Source organism: Streptomyces sp. NPDC060194, from assembly GCF_042728285.1.
Taxonomy (GTDB): Bacteria; Actinomycetota; Actinomycetes; order Streptomycetales; family Streptomycetaceae; genus Streptomyces.
Map to the genome: position 1 here is coordinate 1 of NZ_JBHWZH010000071.1, position 20,479 is coordinate 20,479.

Below are 20,479 nucleotides of genomic sequence, written 5' to 3' on the forward strand. Positions count from 1 at the left end.
GTCTCGGGAATTCCGTTCAGATCTCGCCCCGCAGCTTGGCGAGGGCCTCCGCGAGGATCGCCTCGCCGTCCGCGTCGCTGCGCCGCTCGCGTACGTAGGCGAGGTGCGTCTTGTAGGGCTCGGTGCGGGGCGGGGCGGGCGGGTCGTCGCGGTCCTGACCGGCCGGGAATCCGCAGCGCGGGCAGTCCCAGGTGTCGGGGACCTGTGCGTCACTGGCGAAGCTCGGCTGCGTCTCGTGCCCGTTCGAGCACCAGAAGGAGATGCGCAGGCGAGGCGCGGACTCGCCGCGCTCGGCCTCGCCCATCGGCCCCGCTCCGACCCGGCTGCCCCGGATCGCGTTGCCACTTGCCACGGTCGTAACTCCCTGCGTGATGGTGCGCGAAGAGACTTCAGTCTACGGAACACCCAACGGGCGTCCAGTGATTGGAGTTACACCGTCACATCACGACTCGGTCGCCGCGGCTGCCTCAGGTGAGCTTCACCAGCAGGCCGAGTGCGACAATGCACGCGAACCACAGCAGACCGACCACGACGGTGATGCGGTCGAGGTTGCGCTCGGCGACCGAGGAGCCGCCGACGGAGGACTGCATGCCGCCACCGAACATGTCGGAGAGGCCGCCACCCTTCCCCTTGTGCATGAGCACCAGGAGCATCAGCAGGAGGCTGAAGACGATGAGGGCGATCTGGAACCCCAGGATCACGGCTGAACCAACTTCCTCGGACTGCGGACGGGACAAGAGAACCACGAGAACTGCGGGGCCGGACGGATGGTCCGCCCGGCCCCGCAAGGGTACGACGTAAACGCGTTACCGCATACTCACTGACCTGGCCCAGCGGCGTCTACTGGTCGCGGAACCGGACGATCTTGACGAACTCGTCGACGTCCAGCGCCGCCCCGCCGATGAGGGCGCCGTCGACGTCGGGCTGCGCCATGATCGCGGCGACGTTGCCGGACTTCACGGAGCCGCCGTACTGGATGCGGACCTTGTCGGCCAGCTCCTGCGAGTACAGCTCGGCGAGCCGGCCGCGGATCGCCCCGCAGACCTCCTGCGCGTCCTCGGGGGTGGCGACCTCGCCGGTGCCGATGGCCCACACGGGCTCGTAGGCGATGACGATGCTCTCGGCCTGCTCGGCGGGGATGTCCTTCAGGCCGCCGTCGACCTGGGCGAGCGTGTGCGCGACCTGGTTGCCGGCCTTGCGGACGTCGAGGCCCTCGCCGACGCAGAGGATCGGGGTCAGGCCGTGGCCGTAGGCGGCCTTCACCTTGGCGTTGCAGACCTCGTCGCTCTCGCCGTGGTACTGGCGGCGCTCGGAGTGCCCGACCGCGACGTAGGTGCACTTGAGCTTCGCGAGCATCGCGCCGGAGATCTCACCGGTGTACGCGCCGGACTCGTGCGCCGAGATGTCCTGGGCGCCGTACCTGATCTTCAGCTTGTCGCCGTCGACGAGGGTCTGGACGGACCGCAGGTCGGTGAAGGGCGGCAGGACGGCGACCTCGACGGCGTCGTAGTCCTTGTCGGTCAGCGAGAAGGTGATCTTCTGGGTGTGGGCGATGGCCTCGAGGTGGTTGAGGTTCATCTTCCAGTTGCCCGCCATCAGCGGGGTACGGGTGCTCATTGCGTTCAGTTCTCCAGTGCGGCGAGGCCGGGGAGCGTCTTGCCCTCGAGGTATTCGAGGGAGGCGCCGCCGCCGGTCGAGATGTGGCCGAAGGCATTCTCGTCGAAGCCGAGGATGCGCACGGCGGCGGCCGAGTCGCCACCGCCGACGACCGTGAAGGCGGGCGAGTCGAGCAGCGCCTGCGCGACGGCCTTGGTGCCGCCCGCGAAGTCGGGGTGCTCGAAGACGCCCATGGGGCCGTTCCAGAACACGGTGGCCGCGTCGGCGAGCTTCGAGGCGTAGAGCTTGGCGGTCTCCGGGCCGATGTCCAGGCCCTCCTGGTCGGCCGGGATGCCGTCGGCGGCGACCGTGGTGGGGTGGGCCGGGGTCTTGCCCTTGAGGTCGGGGAACTCCGGTGAGACCAGCACGTCGACGGGGAGGACGAACTCGACGCCCTTGTCCTTCGCGCGCTGCAGGTACTCGGTGACGACCGGGACCTGGTCCTCCTGCAGCAGCGAGATGCCGACCTCGTGGCCCTGGGCCTTGAGGAAGGTGTACGCCATGCCGCCGCCGATGAGGATGCGGTCGGCGCGCTCCAGGAGGTGGTCGATGACGCCGAGCTTGTCGGAGACCTTCGCCCCGCCGAGCACGACCGCGTACGGACGGGCGACGTCGTCGGTGAGCTTCCTCAGCACGCCGACCTCGGTGGCGATGAGCAGGCCGGCGTAGTGCGGCAGCCGGGCCGGGAGGTCGAAGACGGAGGCGTGCTTGCGGTGCACCGCGCCGAAGCCGTCGCCGACGTAGACGTCGGCGAGCCCGGCGAGCTGGTCGGCGAAGGCGCCGCGCTCGGCGTCGTCCTTGGAGGTCTCGCCGGCGTTGAAGCGCAGGTTCTCCAGGACGGCCACCTGCCCGGCGTCCAGGCCCGCGACGGTCGCGGCCGCGTCGGCGCCGACCGTGTCGGAGGCGAACGCGACCTCGGCGCCCAGGAGTTCGCCCAGGCGGGCGGCGGCGGGGGCGAGCGAGAAGGCGGGGTCGGGCGCACCCTTGGGGCGGCCCAGGTGCGAGGCGACGACGACCCGCGCGCCGGCCTCGGCCAGCTTCCTGATCGTCGGCTCGACGGCGCGGATGCGGCCGTCGTCGGTGATGGTGGTGCCGTCCAGCGGGACGTTGAGGTCGGCGCGGACGAAGACCCGCTTGCCGCTGACGCCCTCGGCGAGCAGTTCGTCGATCGTCTTCATGGTGGTGAGGTCTCCTGGTGGTCCTGCGAGGTGGACATGGAGCAGGGCCCGGACCGGCGCTCCGTTGCGCCGTCCGGGCCCCGCGTTCACATCAGGGCGTCTGCCGGAGGGGTGCTCAGAGCTGGCCGCCGACGAAGACGGTGAGGTCGACGAGGCGGTTGGAGTAGCCCCACTCGTTGTCGTACCAGCCGAGGACCTTCACCGACGTGCCTTCCTGAACCATCGTCAGGGAGGAGTCGAAGGTGCAGGAGGAGGGGTCGCCGACGATGTCGGAGGAGACGATCGGGTCCTCGGTGTAGGTGAGGTAGCCCTTGAGCGAGCCGTCGGTCGCGGCCTTCTTGAAGGCGGCGTTGACCTCGTCCTTGGTGACCTCGCGGGACACCGTGACGACCAGGTCGGTGGCGGAGCCGGTGGGGACCGGGACGCGCATCGCGATGCCGTCGAGCTTGCCCTTGAGCTGCGGGAGGACCAGGGCGGTGGCCTTGGCGGCACCGGTGGTGGTCGGGATGATGTTCTCGGCGGCGGCGCGGGCGCGGCGCAGGTCCGAGTGCGGGTAGTCCAGGATGCGCTGGTCGTTGGTGTACGCGTGGACCGTGGTCATCAGGCCCTTGACCAGGCCGAAGTTCTCGTCGAGGACCTTCGCCAGCGGCGCCACGCAGTTGGTGGTGCAGGAGGCGTTGGAGATGACGTGGTGGTTGGCGGCGTCGTACTTGTCGTCGTTGACGCCCATCACGATGGTGATGTCCTCGTCCTTGGCCGGGGCCGAGATGAGGACCTTCTTCGCGCCGCCCGCGAGGTGCTTCTCGGCGTCGGCCTTCTTGGTGAAGAAGCCGGTCGACTCGATGACGATGTCGACGCCCAGCTCGCCCCAGGGGATCTCGGCCGGGTTGCGCTCGGAGAGCACCTTGATGGTCTTGCCGTCGACGGTGATCGTGTCGGCGGTGTGGGTGACCTCGGCCTTCAGACGGCCCAGGATCGTGTCGTACTTCAGCAGGTGCGCCGTCGTCGCGGTGTCGCCCAGGTCGTTGACAGCCACGATCTCGATGTCCGCACCCTGCTCCAGCAGCGCGCGGAAGTAGTTGCGCCCGATGCGGCCGAAGCCGTTGATGCCTACGCGGATCGTCACGGACCGATCTCCTCGTTGGTAACGCCGGTTTTTCGTGACCGGCCAGCTGTATTGGGATGTCCCCGACCGCAGTCGAGCCTACATCGCCCAAGCCGGTCGGGTGACATCGAGCACGCCCGTACGCCGCGGAACGGCTCGTACCCGCCAGTAGGGGGTACGAGCCGCTCATTTCGGGCGCCCGCGAGGGGCTGGTGACTACCTCAGTGAGCGCAGTGCCCTACCGATGAGCGCCGCCCGGTCGACGGCGCCGGTCACGTGCTCCAGCCCGAAGCCGAGCAGGACGGTGTCCCGCGTGGTCACGGCCCCGTAGGACTTGAACAGCTCGCCGGTCCTCGCCCAGTCGCCGGCCACCGGGGCGCTGCCCGGCGGGGCGGGGGCGACGGCCCAGGTGCCGAGGCCGCTCTCGAAGCCCTCCTTCGCGCGCTCGGCTCCCCCGACGACCAGGGTCGCGTTGTCGGCGAAGACGCCCCGGCCGGCGAAGGACGGGTCGGTGACCGAGCTGAGCGCCAGCTCGACCTTCTTGCCGGCGTACGGGCTCAGGTCGAAGGAGACCTGCTTCCAGCCGCCGGAATTGCCGGTGAAGGCGTTCCACGCGCCGGAGGTGCCGGTGTTCGTGCACGCCGTCGCGCTCCGGGTGAGGTAGCGGGAGAGGAACGGATGGCCCTCGATGAAGAAACCCGCCTCGCACTCGGCCGGCACGGCGGTGCTGCTCAGGCCGCCGGTGTCGGGGAGGGTCGTCCAGTCGTCGGCCCCGACCGTGTGCGCCTCCAGGAGGGCGAAGTCGTACTCCGGCTCGGTGTTCCAGCTGAGCGCGAGCTTCAGCGTCGGGGCCTCGGCGGCGGTGACCCCGGTGAGGTCGTAGGTGGTGGTGAGCCGCTGCCAGTCCTCGTCCACGTAGAGGGACGAGGCCATCCCGGCGCCCTCATAGGGGGCGTAGGGGTTGACGACCCCGGTGTAGCGGCCCGCCTCCGCACTCCTGAACTGCGGGAACTCCGCCGGGGGCAGGGTGTCGGAGGTGACGGTGTAGACGCCGGCCGCGTTCAGCGGGTTGTCGGGGGTGCCGGAGAGCGGGGTGAAGGGCCCGGCGAGCGGCCCGGATCCGTTGAAGCCGGTCGCGGTCGACGCCGAGGAGCGGCTGTAGGCGCCCAGGTAGTACTGGCCGAAGTCGTTGGTGGTGGCCTGGCCGACGACCGCGTTGCCGCCCGCCAGTTCACCGGCCTCGATCAGCTTCCCGCCCTCGTTGAGGAAGTCCCGCAGGGCGAGCTGGGTGGGCCCGGTGGGCGCGCCCGCCCCGGTGTAGTGCACGGCGTACCTGTAGTGGCTCAGCACGCCCAGCGGGTGCGGGGCGCCCTGCTCGGCGACGTCCCAGACCGCGGCCCTGCGGCCGTTGGCCTTCAGCGCGTCGACGTACTTCTGCAGGTGGACGGCCTTGGCGCCCTCCTCGGCGACCACGATCGTGTCGGCCTCGGGGGTGCGGGCGATGGTGTACGTGAAGCGCTCGCTGTTCACGCGCTTGCCGTCGCGGGTGCGGCCGGTGGCCCAGACCTCGACCTTGTCGCCCTCCCGGCCGTCCTGGACCAGGGCGCGGTACTCGTCGAAGTGGAGGTTGTCCTCGCCGCCGTAGGTCTCGCCGCCCTTCCAAGGGCGCAGCTTCTGGTCGAGCGTCCGGCCGCCGTTGACGCGGTACTTCAGCTCCTTGTCGCGGACCGACTTGCGGACCGTGAACGCGATCTCCTGGTCGTCGCCGCCCTCGGCGTAGGAGGTGGTGAAGGGGTCGAGGGTGAAGTCGGGGGCGTCCAGGCCGACCGGCGAGCTGGGCACGTCGGGGTGGAGGGAGGTCTCGGCGACGGAGAGCGCGAAGGGGACGTTCTTGGCGAACTCCGCCTGGATGAGCTTCTCGTCGTCGGGGAAGTTGAAGCCCGACTGGCAGTCCTCGGGCCGCCACTGGTCGTCCGGGTCCGAGGCCGACGCCACCTGGCACGTCGTCATCTCGGGCGTGAACAGGGAGGTGCCGTTGACGTTCGCCGCGTGTCCGTCCGCCTCCCCGTTGGTGACGTACAGCTCGGACGCGACCTGCGGACGGTACCCCGGGACGGCCGGCTTCTCGGGCGTCCCGGCGAGCGCCTGGTAGATGACGTCGTCGGGCGTCGGGGTGGCGACCTGCCAGCCGACGCCGTAGAGGATTAGCTCCGCGGCGGAGTGGTAGTTGAGGCCGTACTCGAAGCCGATCCGCTTCTGGAAGGCGTCGAGCGCCTTGGTCTCGGGCTCGGATCCGGGCGTCGGGCCGCGGTAGGTCTCACTGGCGGGGTTCGGGGACGAACCCTCGTTGTCGTAGCCCCACTTGTAGGAGAAGTTGCGGTTGAGGTCGACGCCGTCGCCGGACGTGATCGTGCCGTCGCCGTTGGTGTCCCGCAGGTTCTTGCGCCACAGGCGGTTGGCGGGGTCGGCGTGGGTGAAGTCGTAGCCGTCGGGGTTGGCGGACAGGACGAACCAGATCTCGGATCTGTTCACGAGGTCCGTGATCCGCTTGTCCTTCCCGTAGTTGTCGAGGAAGTGGTGCATCAGCCGCCGGGTCATCTCGGGGGTGATCCACTCGCGGGCGTGCTGGTTCGACAGGAAGAGGGTGGACGGCTTGGACCCGTCCGCGGACTTCTTGGCGCCCTTGGTGAGCTTGAGGGCGAGGATGTCCTGGCCCTTGACCGTCTTGCCGATGGAGACGACCTTCGTGATGCCGGGGTTGGCCAGCCCGGCCTCGACGATCTCCTCCTTGAGCCCGCCGGGCCCGCTGTAGGGGCGGTAGACGCCGTCGCCGGCGGCGGAGATCCGGGCCTCGGTCCGCGGGCCCACCTTGCGCTCGGTGAGGTCGACGCCCTTGCCCTCCAGGTCCTTGGCCTGGGCGTCGGTCAGGAAGAGCTCGACCTCCGCCGTGCCCTTCGCGGGCGCCCGCTCGCCCAGTTCGTGGGCGTCCTGTCCGGCGGCCAGGATCAGGGGCACCTGCTCCTTGGTGACCTGGGCCTCGAACACCTTCACCGCGTCCGCGGCGGGGTCGCCCGCGGTGGCCGGCTTCGCCTGGGCCGCCGGTGCGGCGACCAGTCCGCCCAGCAGTAACGCTCCGGCGGCGATCAGCGATCCGGGTCTGCGTCTCATGTGTCCCCCTTGCGGTGTCGTGTCACGTGCATGCACAGCGGCAAGGCTGGTCACGGTGCATGATCATGTCAATACGCTGTGTGTAAACAGCGTGCGACGCCGAAACCTCTGATCGCGCGGGGGTTTTGCCGGAGGGGTGCGCGCGGGGGCCGGGGGGGGGCAGGGGGCCGGGGGCGTGGGGGCAGGGGGCCCGGGGGATTGCCGCCGCACGCGAAGGACGCGCCCTCCCGCCGGGGGGAGAGCGCGTCCGGACGTCGTGGTGCTCAGACGACGAGGTTGTCGGCCAGCTCCTCGGTCAGGGTGGACTCGGTGCCGGGGACGCCGATGTCCTGGGCCCGCTTGTCGGCCATCGCGAGCAGCCGGCGGATGCGGCCGGCCACGGCGTCCTTGGTGAGCGGCGGGTCGGCGAGCGCGCCCAACTCCTCCAGGGAGGCCTGCTTGTGGTCCATCCGCAGCTTGCCCGCGGCGGCCAGGTGCTCGGGCACCTCCTCGCCGAGGATCTCCAGGGCCCGCTGCACCCTGGCGCCCGCGGCGACGGCGGCCCGCGCGGAGCGGCGCAGGTTGGCGTCGTCGAAGTTGGCGAGCCGGTTCGCGGTGGCGCGCACCTCGCGGCGCATCCGCCGCTCCTCCCAGGCGAGCACCGAGTCGTGCGCGCCGAGGCGGGTGAGCAGGGCGCCGATGGCGTCACCGTCGCGGACGACGACCCGGTCGACGCCGCGGACCTCGCGGGCCTTGGCCGGGATGGAGAGCCTGCGGGCGGCGCCGACCAGGGCGAGGGCGGCCTCGGGGCCCGGGCAGGTGACCTCCAAAGAGGACGAGCGGCCGGGCTCGGTCAGCGAGCCGTGCGCGAGGAACGCGCCGCGCCAGGCGGCCTCGGCGTCGCAGGTGGCCCCCGAGACCACCTGCGGCGGCAGACCGCGGATCGGGCGGCCGCGGCCGTCCACGAGACCGGTCTGGCGGGCCAGCTGGTCGCCGCCGGCGACCACCCGCACCACGTAGCGCGAGCCGCGGCGGAGCCCGCCGGGGGCCATCACGACCAGCTCGGAGGCGTGCCCGAAGATCTCCAGGATGTCCTTCTTGAGCCGGCGGGCGGCGATGCTGGTGTCCAGCTCCGCCTCGATCACGATCCGACCGCTCACCAGGTGGAGTCCGCCCGCGAAACGCAGGACGGCCGAGACCTCCGCCTTCCTGCAGCAGGTCCGGGTGACGGGTAGCCGAGCGATCTCGTCCTTCACCGCTGCCGTCATCGCCATGGGCCGATCCTTCCATGCATCCTGAAAATACGGTCGTACGCGGCGGCCAACAGCTCCGGATCATGCTTCGGAAGACCGCCCGCCGCGGCCACCGGTGCCAGCTCGACCTCGGCGCCCAGCCGCTTGGCGGCCAGGTCCAGCGCATCCCGGTCGGGCACGGCGGCCGCGTCGGCCAGAACCACGTCGAAGGCGAGTTTAGGGGCGTGTCGGACCAAAACCTCCAAATGACGCTGCGGGGAGAAGCCCTCGGTTTCCCCCGGCTGCGGGGCCAGGTTCAGCGAGAGGACCTTCCTGGCCCGGGTCGCGACCAGGGCTTCCAGCAGGTCAGGGACCATGAGGTGGGGGATCACCGAGGAGAACCAGGAGCCGGGCCCGAGAACCACCCAATCGGCGTCCAAGACGGCCTCCACGGCCTCCGGGACGGCCGGCGGGTCGTGCGGCACCAGGTACACCGACTGCACCTCGCCGGGCGTCAGCGCGACGGTGGCCTGCCCGCGGACGGTGTCGACGTCGTCCGGGCGCGCGGGGTCGTGGCCGCGCACCAGGGCCTCCAGCTCCAGCGGGACGGCCGACATCGGCAGCACCCGGCCCTGCGCGCCGAGCAGCTTGCCGACCAGGTCGAGGGCCTGGACGTGGTCGCCGAGCTGCTCCCACAGGGCCACGATCAGCAGGTTCCCGACGGCGTGCTCGTGCAGGTCGCCCCGTGACTCGAAGCGGTGCTGGATGACCCGGGACCAGGTGCGGCCCCACTCGTCGTCCCCGCAGAGCGCCGCGAGCGCCTTGCGGAGGTCGCCGGGCGGCAGCACGCCCAGCTCGTCGCGGAGCCGGCCGCTGGAACCGCCGTCGTCGGCGACGGTGACGACGGCGGTGAGGTCGCCGGTGATGCGGCGCAGCGCCGTCAGCGAGGCGGACAGGCCCATGCCGCCGCCGAGGGCGACGACCTTGGGCTGGGCGCCGCGCCGGCGGCCGAGGCGGTGCAGCCGGTTCGGCCGGGCGGCCGGTCTCACTCGCGCCCCAGGTCGCGGTGGACCACCACGGTCTCCATGCCCGCGGAGGCGAGGCGGGCGGCGAGCTTCTCGGAGGTGGCGACCGACCGGTGCTTGCCGCCGGTGCAGCCGACGGCGATGGTCACGTATCGCTTGCCCTCGCGGCGGTAGCCGGCGGTGACGAGCTGGAGCAGCTCGGTGTAGCGGTCGAGGAACTCCTTGGCGCCGGGCTGGCCGAAGACGTAGTTCGACACCTCCTCGTTGAGGCCGGTGAAGGGGCGCAGCTCGGGGACCCAGTGCGGGTTGGGCAGGAAGCGCATGTCGACGACGAGGTCGGCGTCGACGGGCAGCCCGTACTTGAAGCCGAAGGACATGACGGTGGCCCGCAGCTCGGGCTCCTCCTCGCCGGCGAACCGGGCGTCCATCTTGGCGCGCAGCTCGTGGACGTTGAGCGAGGAGGTGTCGATGACGAGGTCGGCGTCGCCGCGCAGCTCGCGCAGCAGGTCGCGCTCGGCGGCGATGCCGTCGACGATCCGGCCGTCGCCCTGGAGGGGATGCGGGCGGCGGACCGACTCGAAACGGCGCACCAGGGCCTCCTCGGAGGACTCCAGGAAGACGATCCGCCGGGTGACGTGCTTGGCCTTCAGCTCCGCCAGGGATTCGCGCAGATTGTCGAAGAAGCGCCGGCCGCGCACGTCGACGACGACGGCGATGCGGGCGACGTTCCCCTGCGAGCGGGCGCCGAGCTCGACCATGGTGGGAATGAGGGCGGGCGGCAGGTTGTCCACGACGAACCAGCCGAGGTCCTCCAGACACTTGGCGGCCGTGCTGCGGCCCGCCCCGGACATGCCGGAGATGATGACCAGCTCGGGGATGACCGCGTCCGGAACGTCGGCGCTCGAACTGCTCGTGCCCGTACTCACCTGTGCTTCGTCTCCTTCGGTTCGTGTCGCTGGGGTCTGGTCGGTCATGGCGTGCTGCCCCCGTCGGGTCCGTGCTCGTGGTCGGCGTGCTCCTCGCCGGTATACCGCCGCGCGGTCGACTGCGCCGGTACGTCGCCGGGCGGCGGGGTGTCGCCGTGGTGCGGCGCGGCCGGCGGGGGGTCGTCGTCCTCGATGATCTCGCCGGTCGCCATGTTGACCGCGGGGCCGCCGGGCGCGGCGGAGGTGAGGGCGACGGCGATGTTCTCCGCGGTCTTGCGGCCGATGCCCGGCACCTCGCAGATCTGCTCGATCGTCGCCTGCCGGAGCCGGCGGACGGAGCCGAAGTGCTTGATCAGGGTCAGCTTGCGGGACTCGCCGAGGCCGGGGACGTCGTCCAGCGGGCTGGTGCGGACGCGCTTGGCCCGCTTCGCGCGCTGGTAGCGGATGGCGAAGTCGTGCGCGGTGTCGCGGACCCGCTGGAGCAGGTAGAGGCCCTCGCTGGAGCGCGGCAGGACGATCGGGTCGTCCTCCCCCGGCACCCACACCTCTTCCAGGCGCTTGGCGAGCCCGCAGACCGCGATGTCGTCGATGCCCAGCTCGTCCAGCGCCCGCTGGGCGGCGGCGACCTGCGGCTGCCCGCCGTCGACCACGACGAGCTGCGGCGGGTAGGCGAACCGCTTGGGCCGGCCGTCGTCCTCGGTCGGCGAGCCGTCCCCGCCGGGGGCCGCGGCGTCCCACTCCCCCGTCCTCTCCTTCTCGGCGAGGTAGCGCTTGAAGCGGCGGGTGATCACCTCGTGCATGGACCGGACGTCGTCCTGGCCCTCGAACGTTTTGATCGCGAAGCGCCGGTACTCGCTCTTCCGCGGCAGCCCGTCCTCGAAGACGATCATCGAGGCGACGACGTCGTCCCCCTGCAGGTGGGAGATGTCGTAGCACTCGATGCGCAGGGGCGCGCCGGGCAGGTCGAGCGCCTCGGCGATCTCCTCCAGGGCGCGCGAGCGGGTGGTGAGGTCGCCGGCCCGCTTGGTCTTGTGCAGGACGAGGGCCTGCTGGGCGTTGCGCTGGACGGTCGCCATCAGGTCCTTCTTGTCCCCGCGCTGCGGTATCCGCAGCGAGACGTTCGACCCGCGCCGCCCGGCCAGCCACTGGCCGATCGCCTCGGCGTCCTCGGGGACGGCGGGGACGAGCACCTCCTTGGGCACCGCGTCGCCGCTCTCCTCGCCGTAGAGCTGCTGGAGGGCGTGCTCGACGAGGCCGGCGGTGTCGACGTTCTCCACCTTGTCGGTGATCCAGCCGCGCTGGCCGCGGACCCGCCCGCCGCGGACGTGGAAGATCTGCACGGCCGCCTCCAGCTCGTCCTCGGCGAGGGCGATCAGGTCGGCGTCAGTGGCGTCGGCGAGGACGACCGCGTTCTTCTCCATGGCGCTGCGCAGCGCGCCGATGTCGTCGCGCAGCCGGCCGGCCCGCTCGTACTCCATGTCCTCGGCCGCGGCGGCCATCTCGCGCTCCAGGCGGCGGATGTAGGTGCCGGTGCGGCCGGCCATGAAGTGGCAGAAGTCCTCGGCGAGCGCCCGGTGTTCGTCCGGGGTGACCCGGCCCGTGCAGGGTGCGGCGCACTTGCCGATGTAGCCGAGCAGGCAGGGGCGGCCGGTGCGGGCGGCGTTCTTGAACACGCCCGCGGAGCAGGTGCGGACGGGGAAGACGCGCAGCATCAGGTCGACGGTGTCGCGGATCGCCCACGCCTGGGCGTACGGCCCGAAGTACCGCACGCCCTTCTTCTTCGAGCCGCGCATCACCTGGACGCGGGGGAACTCCTCGTTGAGGGTGACGGCGAGGTACGGATAGCTCTTGTCGTCGCGGTACTTGACGTTGAACCGCGGGTCGAACTCCTTGATCCAGGAGTACTCCAGCTGGAGCGCCTCGACCTCGGTGGCGACGACGGTCCACTCCACGGACGCGGCCGTGGTGACCATCGAGCGGGTGCGCGGGTGGAGGCCGGCCAGATCCTGGAAGTAGCTCGCCAGCCGCTGGCGGAGGCTCTTGGCCTTCCCGACGTAGATCACCCGGCGGTGCTCGTCGCGGAACTTGTACACCCCCGGGGAGTCGGGGATCTCACCGGGCCTGGGCCGGTAGCTGGACGGATCTGCCATGTCACAACCCTACTGGTGGCCACCGACAGCGAACGGGCCCGACGGCCCGGGGCGCGGCACGTCAACGGCCGTGGACGGCCCGGCGGGGGCGGGTGGCCACGCGGCTCAGGCCTCGGGGCCCGCGACCAGCCGGCCGCCGTCGTTCCTGAGCGGGACCCGGGTCAGCGGGGCGGTCGCCGGGCCCTTGAGCGCCTCGCCGGTGGTGACGTCGAACCGGCTGCCGTGGCAGGGGCAGTTGCCCTCCAGCTCCTCGACCTTGTCCAGGAGGCAGCCGGCGTGGGTGCACTGGGCGCTGAAGCAGGTGAACTCGCCCTCGGCGGGCTGCGCGACGACCACCCGCTGCTCCGGGTAGAGGCGGGCGCCCCCGACGGGCACGTCCGCGGCGTCGCCGAGTGCGACCGGGGCGGTCGGCGTGGGGGTGGTCGCGTGGCCGAGCTTGGAGTCGGTGGAGCAGGCGGAGAGGCCGAGGGCCCCGGCGCCGGCCGCTCCGGCGGCGGCAGCGCCGCGCAGGACGGTTCGGCGGGAGGCGGGGCGGCGGCCGGTCATGGGAGGGCTCCACGGGGGTACGGGGGCGTGCCGGGGGCGGCGGGCCCTGCGGGGCATGCGGGGGGCGTTGAGCGGGGCGGGCGGCGGGCGGGACGGGGGACCTGCGGGGGCGAGCCGCGGGGCGGGCCCGCGCCTGCGGACGGCTTGCGCGAGCGGGCCCGCGGGCGCCCTCCGCCACCGGATCGCCTGCCGCCGACGATACCGGCACAGATCGCCCCGACCCGCACCGGCCTCCCCTGCCTCCGCCGGTCCCGGCCCGGACGCGTGACTAGGCTCACCCGCAGCCACAACCCCGCAGGCACGCCCCCTAGGCACGCCCCCGCAGGAGAGGAACCGCCCCGTGATCGTCGTCGCCGGTGAGGCCCTGATCGACCTGGTGCCGGAGGCCGGCCGCGGTCCGCTCACGCCGCTGCTGCCCGCACGCGGCGGCGGCCCGTACAACGCGGCCGTCGCCCTCGGCCGGCTCGGCGCGGAGGTCGCCTTCTGCTCGCGGGTCTCGACGGACGGCTTCGGCACGGCGCTGCTCGACGGCCTGCGGGAGGCGGGCGTCGACACCTCGCCGGTCCAGCGGGGCCCCGAGCCGACCACGCTCGCCGCGGCCGTCGTCGGCCCGGACGGCTCGGCCGGCTACACCTTCTACGCCGAGGGGACGGCCGACCGGCTCTTCGCCGACCCCGGCCCGCTGCCGCCGGGGACCCGCGCCCTGCTCCTGGGCACCTGTTCGCTGGTCCTGGAGCCGGGCGCGAGCGCGTACGAGGCGCTGATGCGGCGGGAGGCCGCGCGCGGCACGTTCGTCGCCCTGGACCCGAACGTGCGGGCCGGGCTGATCCCCGACGCCGACGCCTACCGGGCCCGCTTCCTGAGCTGGCTGCCGTCGGTCACCCTGCTCAAACTCTCCGAGGAGGACGCCGAGTGGCTCGGCGGTTCGCCCCGCGACTGGCTCGCGTCGGGACCGTCCGCCGTCGTGACCACCCGCGGCGGCGCCGGCCTTAGCGTGCTGACCCGCGGCGGCGCGGAGCACTCCGTCCCGGGCGAGGGGGTCGACGTCGTCGACACCATCGGCGCGGGCGACACGGCGTACGCGGCGCTGGTGCACGGCCTCGCCGCGCGCGGCGCGCTCTCGGCGGACGGCCTCGACGCGCTCGACGGTGACGCGTGGCGGTGCGTCCTGGGCTTCGCGGCCCGGGCCGCGGCGATCACCTGCTCGCGTGCGGGCGCGCAGCCGCCGTACGCGGCGGAGCTGGAGTGAGGGGAGGAGGCGGGCCGGACCCGCGCCGGGCCGAGGCGGGGCAGCCCGGCCGCCGGGCCGAGGCGGGGCGGCCAGGGGGGCGCCGGACGGGCGGGGCGCAGGCCGTCGCACCACCCGCAGGTCCGACGCCGCCGCGGTCAGGACGGGGGCAGCTCGCCGCTGAGCCGGTCGTGCATCTTCGCGCTCGGCCCGTTCAGGCCGACGATCTCGACGGCCTTGCCGAGCCGCTCGTACTTCGTGGTGACGGCGTCCAGCGCGGCGACCGACGAAGCGTCCCAGACGTGCGCCCGGCTGAGGTCCACGACGACCGAGGGCGGGTCGCCCTCGTAGTCGAACCGGCCCACCAGGTCGTTGGAGGAGGCGAAGAACAGCTCGCCGGTGACCGTGTAGACGACCCTGTCCTCCGACGGCCCGGGCGCGGCGGTCACCTCGACGAGGTGGGCGACCCGCCGGGCGAAGATGATCATCGCGGTGATCGTGCCGACCACCACGCCGATCGCCAGGTTGTGGGTGATCATCACGAACGCCACGGTGACCACCATCACGGTGGTCTCCCCCACCGGCATCCGCCGCAGCGTGCGCGGGGAGACGGAGTGCCAGTCGAACGCCGACACCGACACCAGGATCATCACCGCCACCAGCGCGGCCATCGGGATCTCGGCCATGACCGGCCCGGCCAGGATGCACAGCGCCATCAGGAACGCGCCCGCCAGGAACGTGGAGAGCCGGGTCCGGGCGCCGGACGTCTTCACGTTGAGCATCGTCTGGCCGATGACCGCGCAGCCGCCCATGCCGCCGAAGCAGCCGGTGACCAGGTTCGCGACGCCCTGGCCGATGGACTCGCGGGTCTTGCCGGAACGGGTGTCGGTGATGTCGTCCACCAGCTTCGCCGTGAGCAGGGACTCCATCAGCCCGACCAGCGCCATCGCCAGCGCGTACGGCGCGATGATGCGCAGCGTCTCCCAGGTGAACGGCACGTCCGGCAGCCCCGGCACCGGCAGGCTCGTCGGCAGCTCGCCCTCGTCCCCCACCGTCGGCACCGCGATCCCGGCGGTGACGGTGACCAGGGTGAGGACCACGATCGCCACCAGCGGGGCCGGCACCGCGGTCGTCACCTTGCGGAACAGGTACATCAGCACCAGTCCCGCCGCGACCAGCGCGTACACCGCCCACGGGACGCCCCGCAGCTGCGGGAGCTGGGCGATGAACACCTGCAGCGCGAGCGCGTTCACGAAGCCGACCATCACGCTGCGCGGCACGAACCGCATCAGCCGGGCCACCCCGAGCAGACCGAACGCCACCTGGAACACCCCGCCGAGCATCACGCAGGCGATGAGGTACCCGAGGCCGTACTCCCGGAACAACGGCGCGACCACCAGGGCCACGGCCGCGGTCGACGCGCTGATCATCGCCGGCCTGCCCCCGACCACCGCGGTCGTCACCGCCATCAGGAACGAGGCGAACAGCCCGATCCGGGGGTCGACCCCCACGATCACGGAGAACGCGATCGCCTCCGGCACCAGCGCGAGCCCGACGACGAGGCCGGCGAGCACCTCGGTGCGCAGCACGGCGGGCGAGGTCAGCCACGAGGGGCGGGAAAGGGAGATTCCGGTCACGGGGGGACGGCCTGTCACGTCGGGGGCGAAACGACAAGCGTACCGGCGGGATGTGTGTACACCCCACCGGTACGCGGTCGGGGGCTACGCCTTGCGTGCGCGGGTCGCCCGCTTCGCCGGGGCCGTCTTCTTCGCCGCCCGCTTCCTCGGCGGGGGCGAGTCGCTGACCCGGTCGCCCAGGATGTCCCGCAGGAACTTGCCCGTGTGGCTGCCGGGCTCGGAGGCGACGTCCTCCGGGGTGCCCTCCGCGATGACCACGCCGCCGCCGGCCCCGCCCTCGGGCCCCATGTCGACCACCCAGTCGGCCGTCTTGATGACGTCGAGGTTGTGCTCGATCACGATGACCGTGTTGCCCTTGTCGACCAGTCCGGACAGGACGGTGATCAGCTTCGAGATGTCCTCGAAGTGCAGGCCGGTGGTCGGCTCGTCGAGGACGTAGACCGTCCGCCCGGTGGACCGCTTCTGCAGCTCGCTGGAGAGCTTGACCCGCTGCGCCTCACCGCCGGAGAGCGTCGTCGCGGACTGGCCGAGGCGGACGTACCCCAGGCCCACCTCGTTGAGCGTCCGCAGGTGGCGGGCGATGGCGGGGACGGCCTCGAAGAACTCGAGCCCTTCCTCGATCGGCATGTTCAGCACGTCCGCGATGGACTTGCCCTTGTAGTGGACCTCCAGGGTCTCCCGGTTGTACCGGGCCCCGTGGCACACCTCGCACGGGACGTAGACGTCCGGCAGGAAGTTCATCTCGATCTTGATCGTGCCGTCGCCCGCGCAGTTCTCGCAGCGGCCGCCCTTGACGTTGAACGAGAACCGCCCGGGCAGGTACCCGCGGACCTTCGCCTCCATCGTCTCGGCGAACAGCTTGCGGACGTGGTCGAAGACGCCCGTGTACGTCGCCGGATTGGACCGGGGGGTGCGGCCGATGGGCGACTGGTCGACGTGGACGACCTTGTCGACCAGGTCGTCGCCCTCGACCCGGGTGTGCCGGCCGGGCACCGCGCGGGCGCCGTTCAGCTCGCGGGCGAGGTGGGTGTAGAGGATGTCGTTGACCAGCGTGGACTTGCCGGATCCTGAGACGCCGGTGACGGCGGTCAGGACGCCGAGCGGGAAGGAGACGTCGATGTCCCGCAGGTTGTTCTCCCGGGCGCCGTGCACGGTGAGCTGGCGGGCGGGGTCGACGGGCCTCCGGATGTCCGGCATGGCGATGGCCTTGCGGCCGGAGAGGTACTGCCCGGTGATCGACTTCTTGTTGGCGAGCAGCCCCTTGAGGTCGCCGCTGTGCACGACGTGCCCGCCGTGCTCGCCGGCGCCGGGGCCGATGTCGACGACCCAGTCGGCCACGTTGATGGTGTCCTCGTCGTGCTCGACGACGATCAGGGTGTTGCCCATGTCCCGCAGCCGGACCAGGGTCTCGATCAGCCGGTGGTTGTCCCGCTGGTGGAGGCCGATGGAGGGCTCGTCGAGGACGTAGAGCACGCCGACGAGGCCGGAGCCGATCTGGGTGGCGAGCCGGATCCGCTGCGCCTCGCCGCCGGAGAGGCTGCCGGCGGGGCGGTTGAGCGAGAGGTAGTCCAGGCCGACGTCGACCAGGAACTTCAGCCGCTCGTTGACCTCCTTGAGGACCCGCTCGGCGATCTTCTTGTCGCGGGCGGCGAGCTTGAGCTTGCCGAGGAAGTCGGCGCAGTCGCTGATGGACATGGCGGCGACCTCGGCGATGGACTTCTCCATCACCGTGACGGCGAGCACGATCGGCTTGAGGCGGGTGCCCTCGCAGGTGGGGCAGGGCACCTCGCGCATGTAGCCCTCGAAGCGCTCGCGGCTGGCGTCGCTCTCGGCCTCCGAGTGGCGGCGGCGGACGAACTCCAGGGCGCCCTCGAACGGGGTGGTGTACGCGCGCTCGCGGCCGTACCGGTTGCGGTAGCGGACCTCGATCTTGGTGCGGTGGCCGTTGAGCAGCGCCCGGCGGGCGCGCACCGGGAGCCCGGCGAAGGGGATGTCGGTGCGGAAGCCGAGCGCGTCGGACAGCGCGCCGATCAGGCGGCCGAAGTACTCCTTGTTGTGCCCGGCCGACCAGGGGTGGATCGCGCCCTCGTCGAGGGACTTCTCCTCGTCGGGCACGATCAGCTCGGGGTCGACCTCCATCCGGGTGCCGATGCCGGAGCAGTCCGGGCAGGCGCCGAAGGGCGAGTTGAAGGAGAAGGAGCGGGGCTCCAGCTCCTCGAAGGAGAGGTCGTCGTAGGCGCAGTAGAGGTGCTCGGAGTACATCCGCTCGCGCTCGGGGTCGTCCTCGGGGAGGTCGACGAAGTCGAGCACGACCATGCCGCCGGACAGGCCGAGCGCGGTCTCGACGGAGTCGGTGAGCCGGCGCTTGGCGGAGTCCTTCACCGTGAGGCGGTCGATGACGACCTCGATGGTGTGCTTCTCCTGCTTCTTGAGCGTGGGCGGCTCGGAGAGCTGGATCGTCTCGCCGTCGACCCGGGCCCGGCTGTAGCCCTTGGTCTGCAGGTCGGCGAAGAGGTCGACGAACTCGCCCTTGCGCTCGCGGACCAGCGGGGACAGCACCTGGAATCGGCTGCCCTCGGGAAGCTCCAGGACCCGGTCGACGATGGCCTGCGGGGACTGGCGGGCGATGGGGCGGCCGCACTCGGGGCAGTGCGGCTTGCCGATCCGGGCGAAGAGCAGCCGGAGGTAGTCGTAGACCTCGGTGATGGTGCCGACGGTGGAGCGGGGGTTGCGGGACGTGGACTTCTGGTCGATGGAGACGGCCGGGGAGAGGCCCTCGATGAAGTCGACGTCGGGCTTGTCCATCTGGCCGAGGAACTGCCGGGCGTAGGAGGACAGCGACTCGACGTACCGGCGCTGCCCCTCGGCGAAGATCGTGTCGAACGCCAGGGAGGACTTGCCCGACCCCGAGAGTCCGGTGAAGACGATGAGGGAGTCGCGCGGGAGGTCGAGCGAGACGTTCTTGAGATTGTGCTCGCGCGCGCCACGGACGATGAGACGGTCGGCCACGCCGGTTCCGCACCTTTCGGGAGAGATAGCGGGGGGGAAGACCCCCTTCTCTCTTCCAGCGTAGAGGGGTCCTGTGACAGGTGTCCTGCCGATGCCGCTTCGAGCGTATAGCACGCGCATTCGATTTGCGGCAGACCGCAGACAGCTTCACCCGATCGAGTGGCGAGGGCTAATCTGCGGGTCATGATCGACCACGAGCACGACCTGCGGCTGCTGCGCACCGCCACCGAGCGACTGCTCACGGACGTCGCCACCTTGGACAACGCCGCGCTCGCCGAGCCGTCACGGCTTCCCGGTTGGACCCGCGGCCATGTGCTCGCCCACCTGGCCCGCAACGCCGACGCTCTCGTGAACGTCTTCGAGGGCCGGCCCATGTACGCGAGCGCCGAGCAGCGCGCCGCGGACATCGAGCGCGACGCCCCGCGCGGGGCCGACGAGCAGCTCGCCGACGTGCGCCGCACCCATGACGCGTTCCTCGCCGCGACCGCCGTCGACCAGGACTGGACGCGCACGGTCGAGCTGCGCAACGGGGTCACGGACAGCGCGGCCGGGGTGCTGTTCCGGCGCCTCGCGGAGATCGAGCTGCACCGCGTCGACCTGGGGATCGGATACGAGCCGGAGGACCTGCCCGCCGAGTTCACCGAGCGGTACACCACGTTCCTGGCCGACCGCTTCCGCGGCCTGGGGACCGCCCCGACGACGCTCCTGCGCTCGACCGACGGCCGCATCTGGACGACCGGGGCCGGCCCGGGCGCCCTGACGGTCACGGGGCCGGCCCCCGCGCTGCTCAGCTGGCTGGCCGGCCGCCGCGACGGATCGGACCTGCGGGTCGAGGGCGGTCCCCTGCCCGCCCTGCCCCCGCTCTGAACCCCCGGCCGCCGCGGGCGTCCCCGTACCCGCAGCGCCTAGGCTGTGCGCATGACGTACAGCGGTGAGGTGAAGGTCGGCGGCCGGGCGCAGGTGCACGAGCTGGCGGAGCTGATGATCTCGAAGGTCGCGGTCGGGCCGATGGACAACAACGCCTATCTGCTGCGCTGCCGGGCCACCGGCGAGCAGCTGCTCGTCGACGCGGCGAACGACGCCGGCACCCTCCTCGCCCTGATCGGCTCCGACGGCGTCTCCGCCGTCGTCACCACCCACCGTCACGGCGACCACTGGCAGGCACTGGCGGAGGTCGTCGCCGCGACCGGCGCGCGCACCTTCGCCGGCCGCGACGACGCCGAGGGCATCCCGGTCGCCACCGACGTCCTGGTGGACGACGGGGACACGATCCGCTTCGGCCGGATCGAGCTCACCGCCCGCCACCTCGTCGGCCACACCCCGGGCTCGATCGCCCTCGTCTACGACGACCCGCGCGGGCACCCGCACGTCTTCACCGGTGACTGCCTCTTCCCCGGCGGTGTCGGCAACACCCACCAGGACCCCGCGGCCTTCGCGAGCCTCCTCTCCGACGTGGAGACGAAGCTCTTCGACCCGCTGCCCGACGAGACCTGGGTCTACCCCGGCCACGGCGCCGACACCACCCTCGGCGCCGAACGCCCCCACCTCCCGGCCTGGCGCGAACGCGGCTGGTAGCGCGGGGCCGGCAGCCGGGCCCGTTCACGGCCGCAACGCTGCCGCGGGCGCGGTGGACGCGGTGT

Annotated in this window: 16 protein-coding genes; 3 read left to right on the forward strand and 13 right to left on the reverse strand. The window is 71.9% G+C overall.

Annotation, left to right across the window (positions count from 1 at the left end; all coding sequences use genetic code 11):
• Positions 1 to 16: 16 nt before the first annotated feature.
• The 11 genes from ACFWEG_RS17145 to ACFWEG_RS17195 all read right to left on the reverse strand — a co-directional run bounded on the left by ACFWEG_RS17145 (position 17) and on the right by ACFWEG_RS17195 (position 12,965).
• Positions 17 to 352, reverse strand: coding sequence for an RNA polymerase-binding protein RbpA (locus ACFWEG_RS17145; RefSeq protein WP_078557164.1), 336 nt, complete (start codon positions 350 to 352; stop codon positions 17 to 19).
• Positions 353 to 467: 115 nt separating this feature from the next.
• On the reverse strand, positions 468 to 701 hold the full coding sequence (gene secG, locus ACFWEG_RS17150; protein WP_387215603.1) for a preprotein translocase subunit SecG: 234 nt from the start codon (positions 699 to 701) through the stop codon (positions 468 to 470).
• Between the two features lie 139 nt (positions 702 to 840).
• The gene (gene tpiA, locus ACFWEG_RS17155) at positions 841 to 1,617 is read right to left on the reverse strand and encodes a triose-phosphate isomerase (RefSeq protein WP_387215607.1); all 777 of its coding nucleotides are present in this window, start codon (positions 1,615 to 1,617) and stop codon (positions 841 to 843) included.
• A 5-nt stretch (positions 1,618 to 1,622) separates the two neighbouring features.
• A complete protein-coding gene (locus ACFWEG_RS17160) occupies positions 1,623 to 2,834 on the reverse strand; it encodes a phosphoglycerate kinase (RefSeq protein WP_387215610.1) in 1,212 nt (403 codons plus the stop codon).
• A gap of 115 nt (positions 2,835 to 2,949) precedes the next feature.
• On the reverse strand, positions 2,950 to 3,960 hold the full coding sequence (gene gap / locus ACFWEG_RS17165; RefSeq protein WP_387215613.1) for a type I glyceraldehyde-3-phosphate dehydrogenase: 1,011 nt from the start codon (positions 3,958 to 3,960) through the stop codon (positions 2,950 to 2,952).
• 195 nt (positions 3,961 to 4,155) lie between these two features.
• Positions 4,156 to 7,107 carry a M14 family zinc carboxypeptidase gene (locus tag ACFWEG_RS17170; protein ID WP_387215616.1) on the reverse strand — a complete coding sequence of 984 codons (2,952 nt, stop codon included), beginning with the start codon at positions 7,105 to 7,107 and terminating at the stop codon, positions 4,156 to 4,158.
• Positions 7,108 to 7,370: 263 nt separating this feature from the next.
• Positions 7,371 to 8,360: a DNA-binding protein WhiA gene (gene whiA / locus ACFWEG_RS17175; RefSeq protein ID WP_387215619.1), complete on the reverse strand. Its 990-nt coding sequence runs from the start codon at positions 8,358 to 8,360 to the stop codon at positions 7,371 to 7,373.
• Entirely contained in the window at positions 8,351 to 9,367 is a 1,017-nt protein-coding gene (gene yvcK, locus ACFWEG_RS17180) for a uridine diphosphate-N-acetylglucosamine-binding protein YvcK (protein WP_387215622.1), read from the reverse strand. Before yvcK ends, whiA begins: the two co-directional genes overlap by 10 nt.
• A complete protein-coding gene (gene rapZ / locus ACFWEG_RS17185) occupies positions 9,364 to 10,317 on the reverse strand; it encodes an RNase adapter RapZ (protein ID WP_387215625.1) in 954 nt (317 codons plus the stop codon). Before rapZ ends, yvcK begins: the two co-directional genes overlap by 4 nt.
• Positions 10,314 to 12,419, reverse strand: a complete 2,106-nt coding sequence (uvrC, locus tag ACFWEG_RS17190; RefSeq protein ID WP_387215628.1) for an excinuclease ABC subunit UvrC — start codon at positions 12,417 to 12,419, stop codon at positions 10,314 to 10,316. Before uvrC ends, rapZ begins: the two co-directional genes overlap by 4 nt.
• A 105-nt stretch (positions 12,420 to 12,524) precedes the next feature.
• A complete protein-coding gene (locus tag ACFWEG_RS17195) occupies positions 12,525 to 12,965 on the reverse strand; it encodes a Rieske (2Fe-2S) protein (protein ID WP_387215631.1) in 441 nt (146 codons plus the stop codon).
• Positions 12,966 to 13,305: 340 nt separating this feature from the next.
• Here ACFWEG_RS17195 and ACFWEG_RS17200 point away from each other — a divergent pair, with 340 nt between their 5' ends.
• Positions 13,306 to 14,214, forward strand: a complete 909-nt coding sequence (locus tag ACFWEG_RS17200) for a carbohydrate kinase (RefSeq protein WP_387215634.1) — start codon at positions 13,306 to 13,308, stop codon at positions 14,212 to 14,214.
• 137 nt (positions 14,215 to 14,351) lie between these two features.
• Here ACFWEG_RS17200 and ACFWEG_RS17205 read toward each other — a convergent pair whose 3' ends face one another.
• Positions 14,352 to 15,830 (reverse strand): SulP family inorganic anion transporter, encoded by a 1,479-nt coding sequence (locus tag ACFWEG_RS17205; protein ID WP_387215637.1) that lies wholly within the window; start codon positions 15,828 to 15,830, stop codon positions 14,352 to 14,354.
• Positions 15,831 to 15,914: 84 nt separating this feature from the next.
• Complete coding sequence (gene uvrA, locus ACFWEG_RS17210) at positions 15,915 to 18,839, reverse strand: excinuclease ABC subunit UvrA (protein WP_387215640.1); 2,925 nt, start codon at positions 18,837 to 18,839, stop codon at positions 15,915 to 15,917.
• 183 nt (positions 18,840 to 19,022) lie between these two features.
• Between uvrA and ACFWEG_RS17215 the strand changes: the two genes are divergently transcribed.
• A complete protein-coding gene (locus tag ACFWEG_RS17215; protein ID WP_387215643.1) occupies positions 19,023 to 19,706 on the forward strand; it encodes a maleylpyruvate isomerase family mycothiol-dependent enzyme in 684 nt (227 codons plus the stop codon).
• Positions 19,707 to 19,757: 51 nt separating this feature from the next.
• Positions 19,758 to 20,414: an MBL fold metallo-hydrolase gene (locus ACFWEG_RS17220; RefSeq protein ID WP_387215646.1), complete on the forward strand. Its 657-nt coding sequence runs from the start codon at positions 19,758 to 19,760 to the stop codon at positions 20,412 to 20,414.
• Positions 20,415 to 20,479 lie beyond the last annotated feature (65 nt).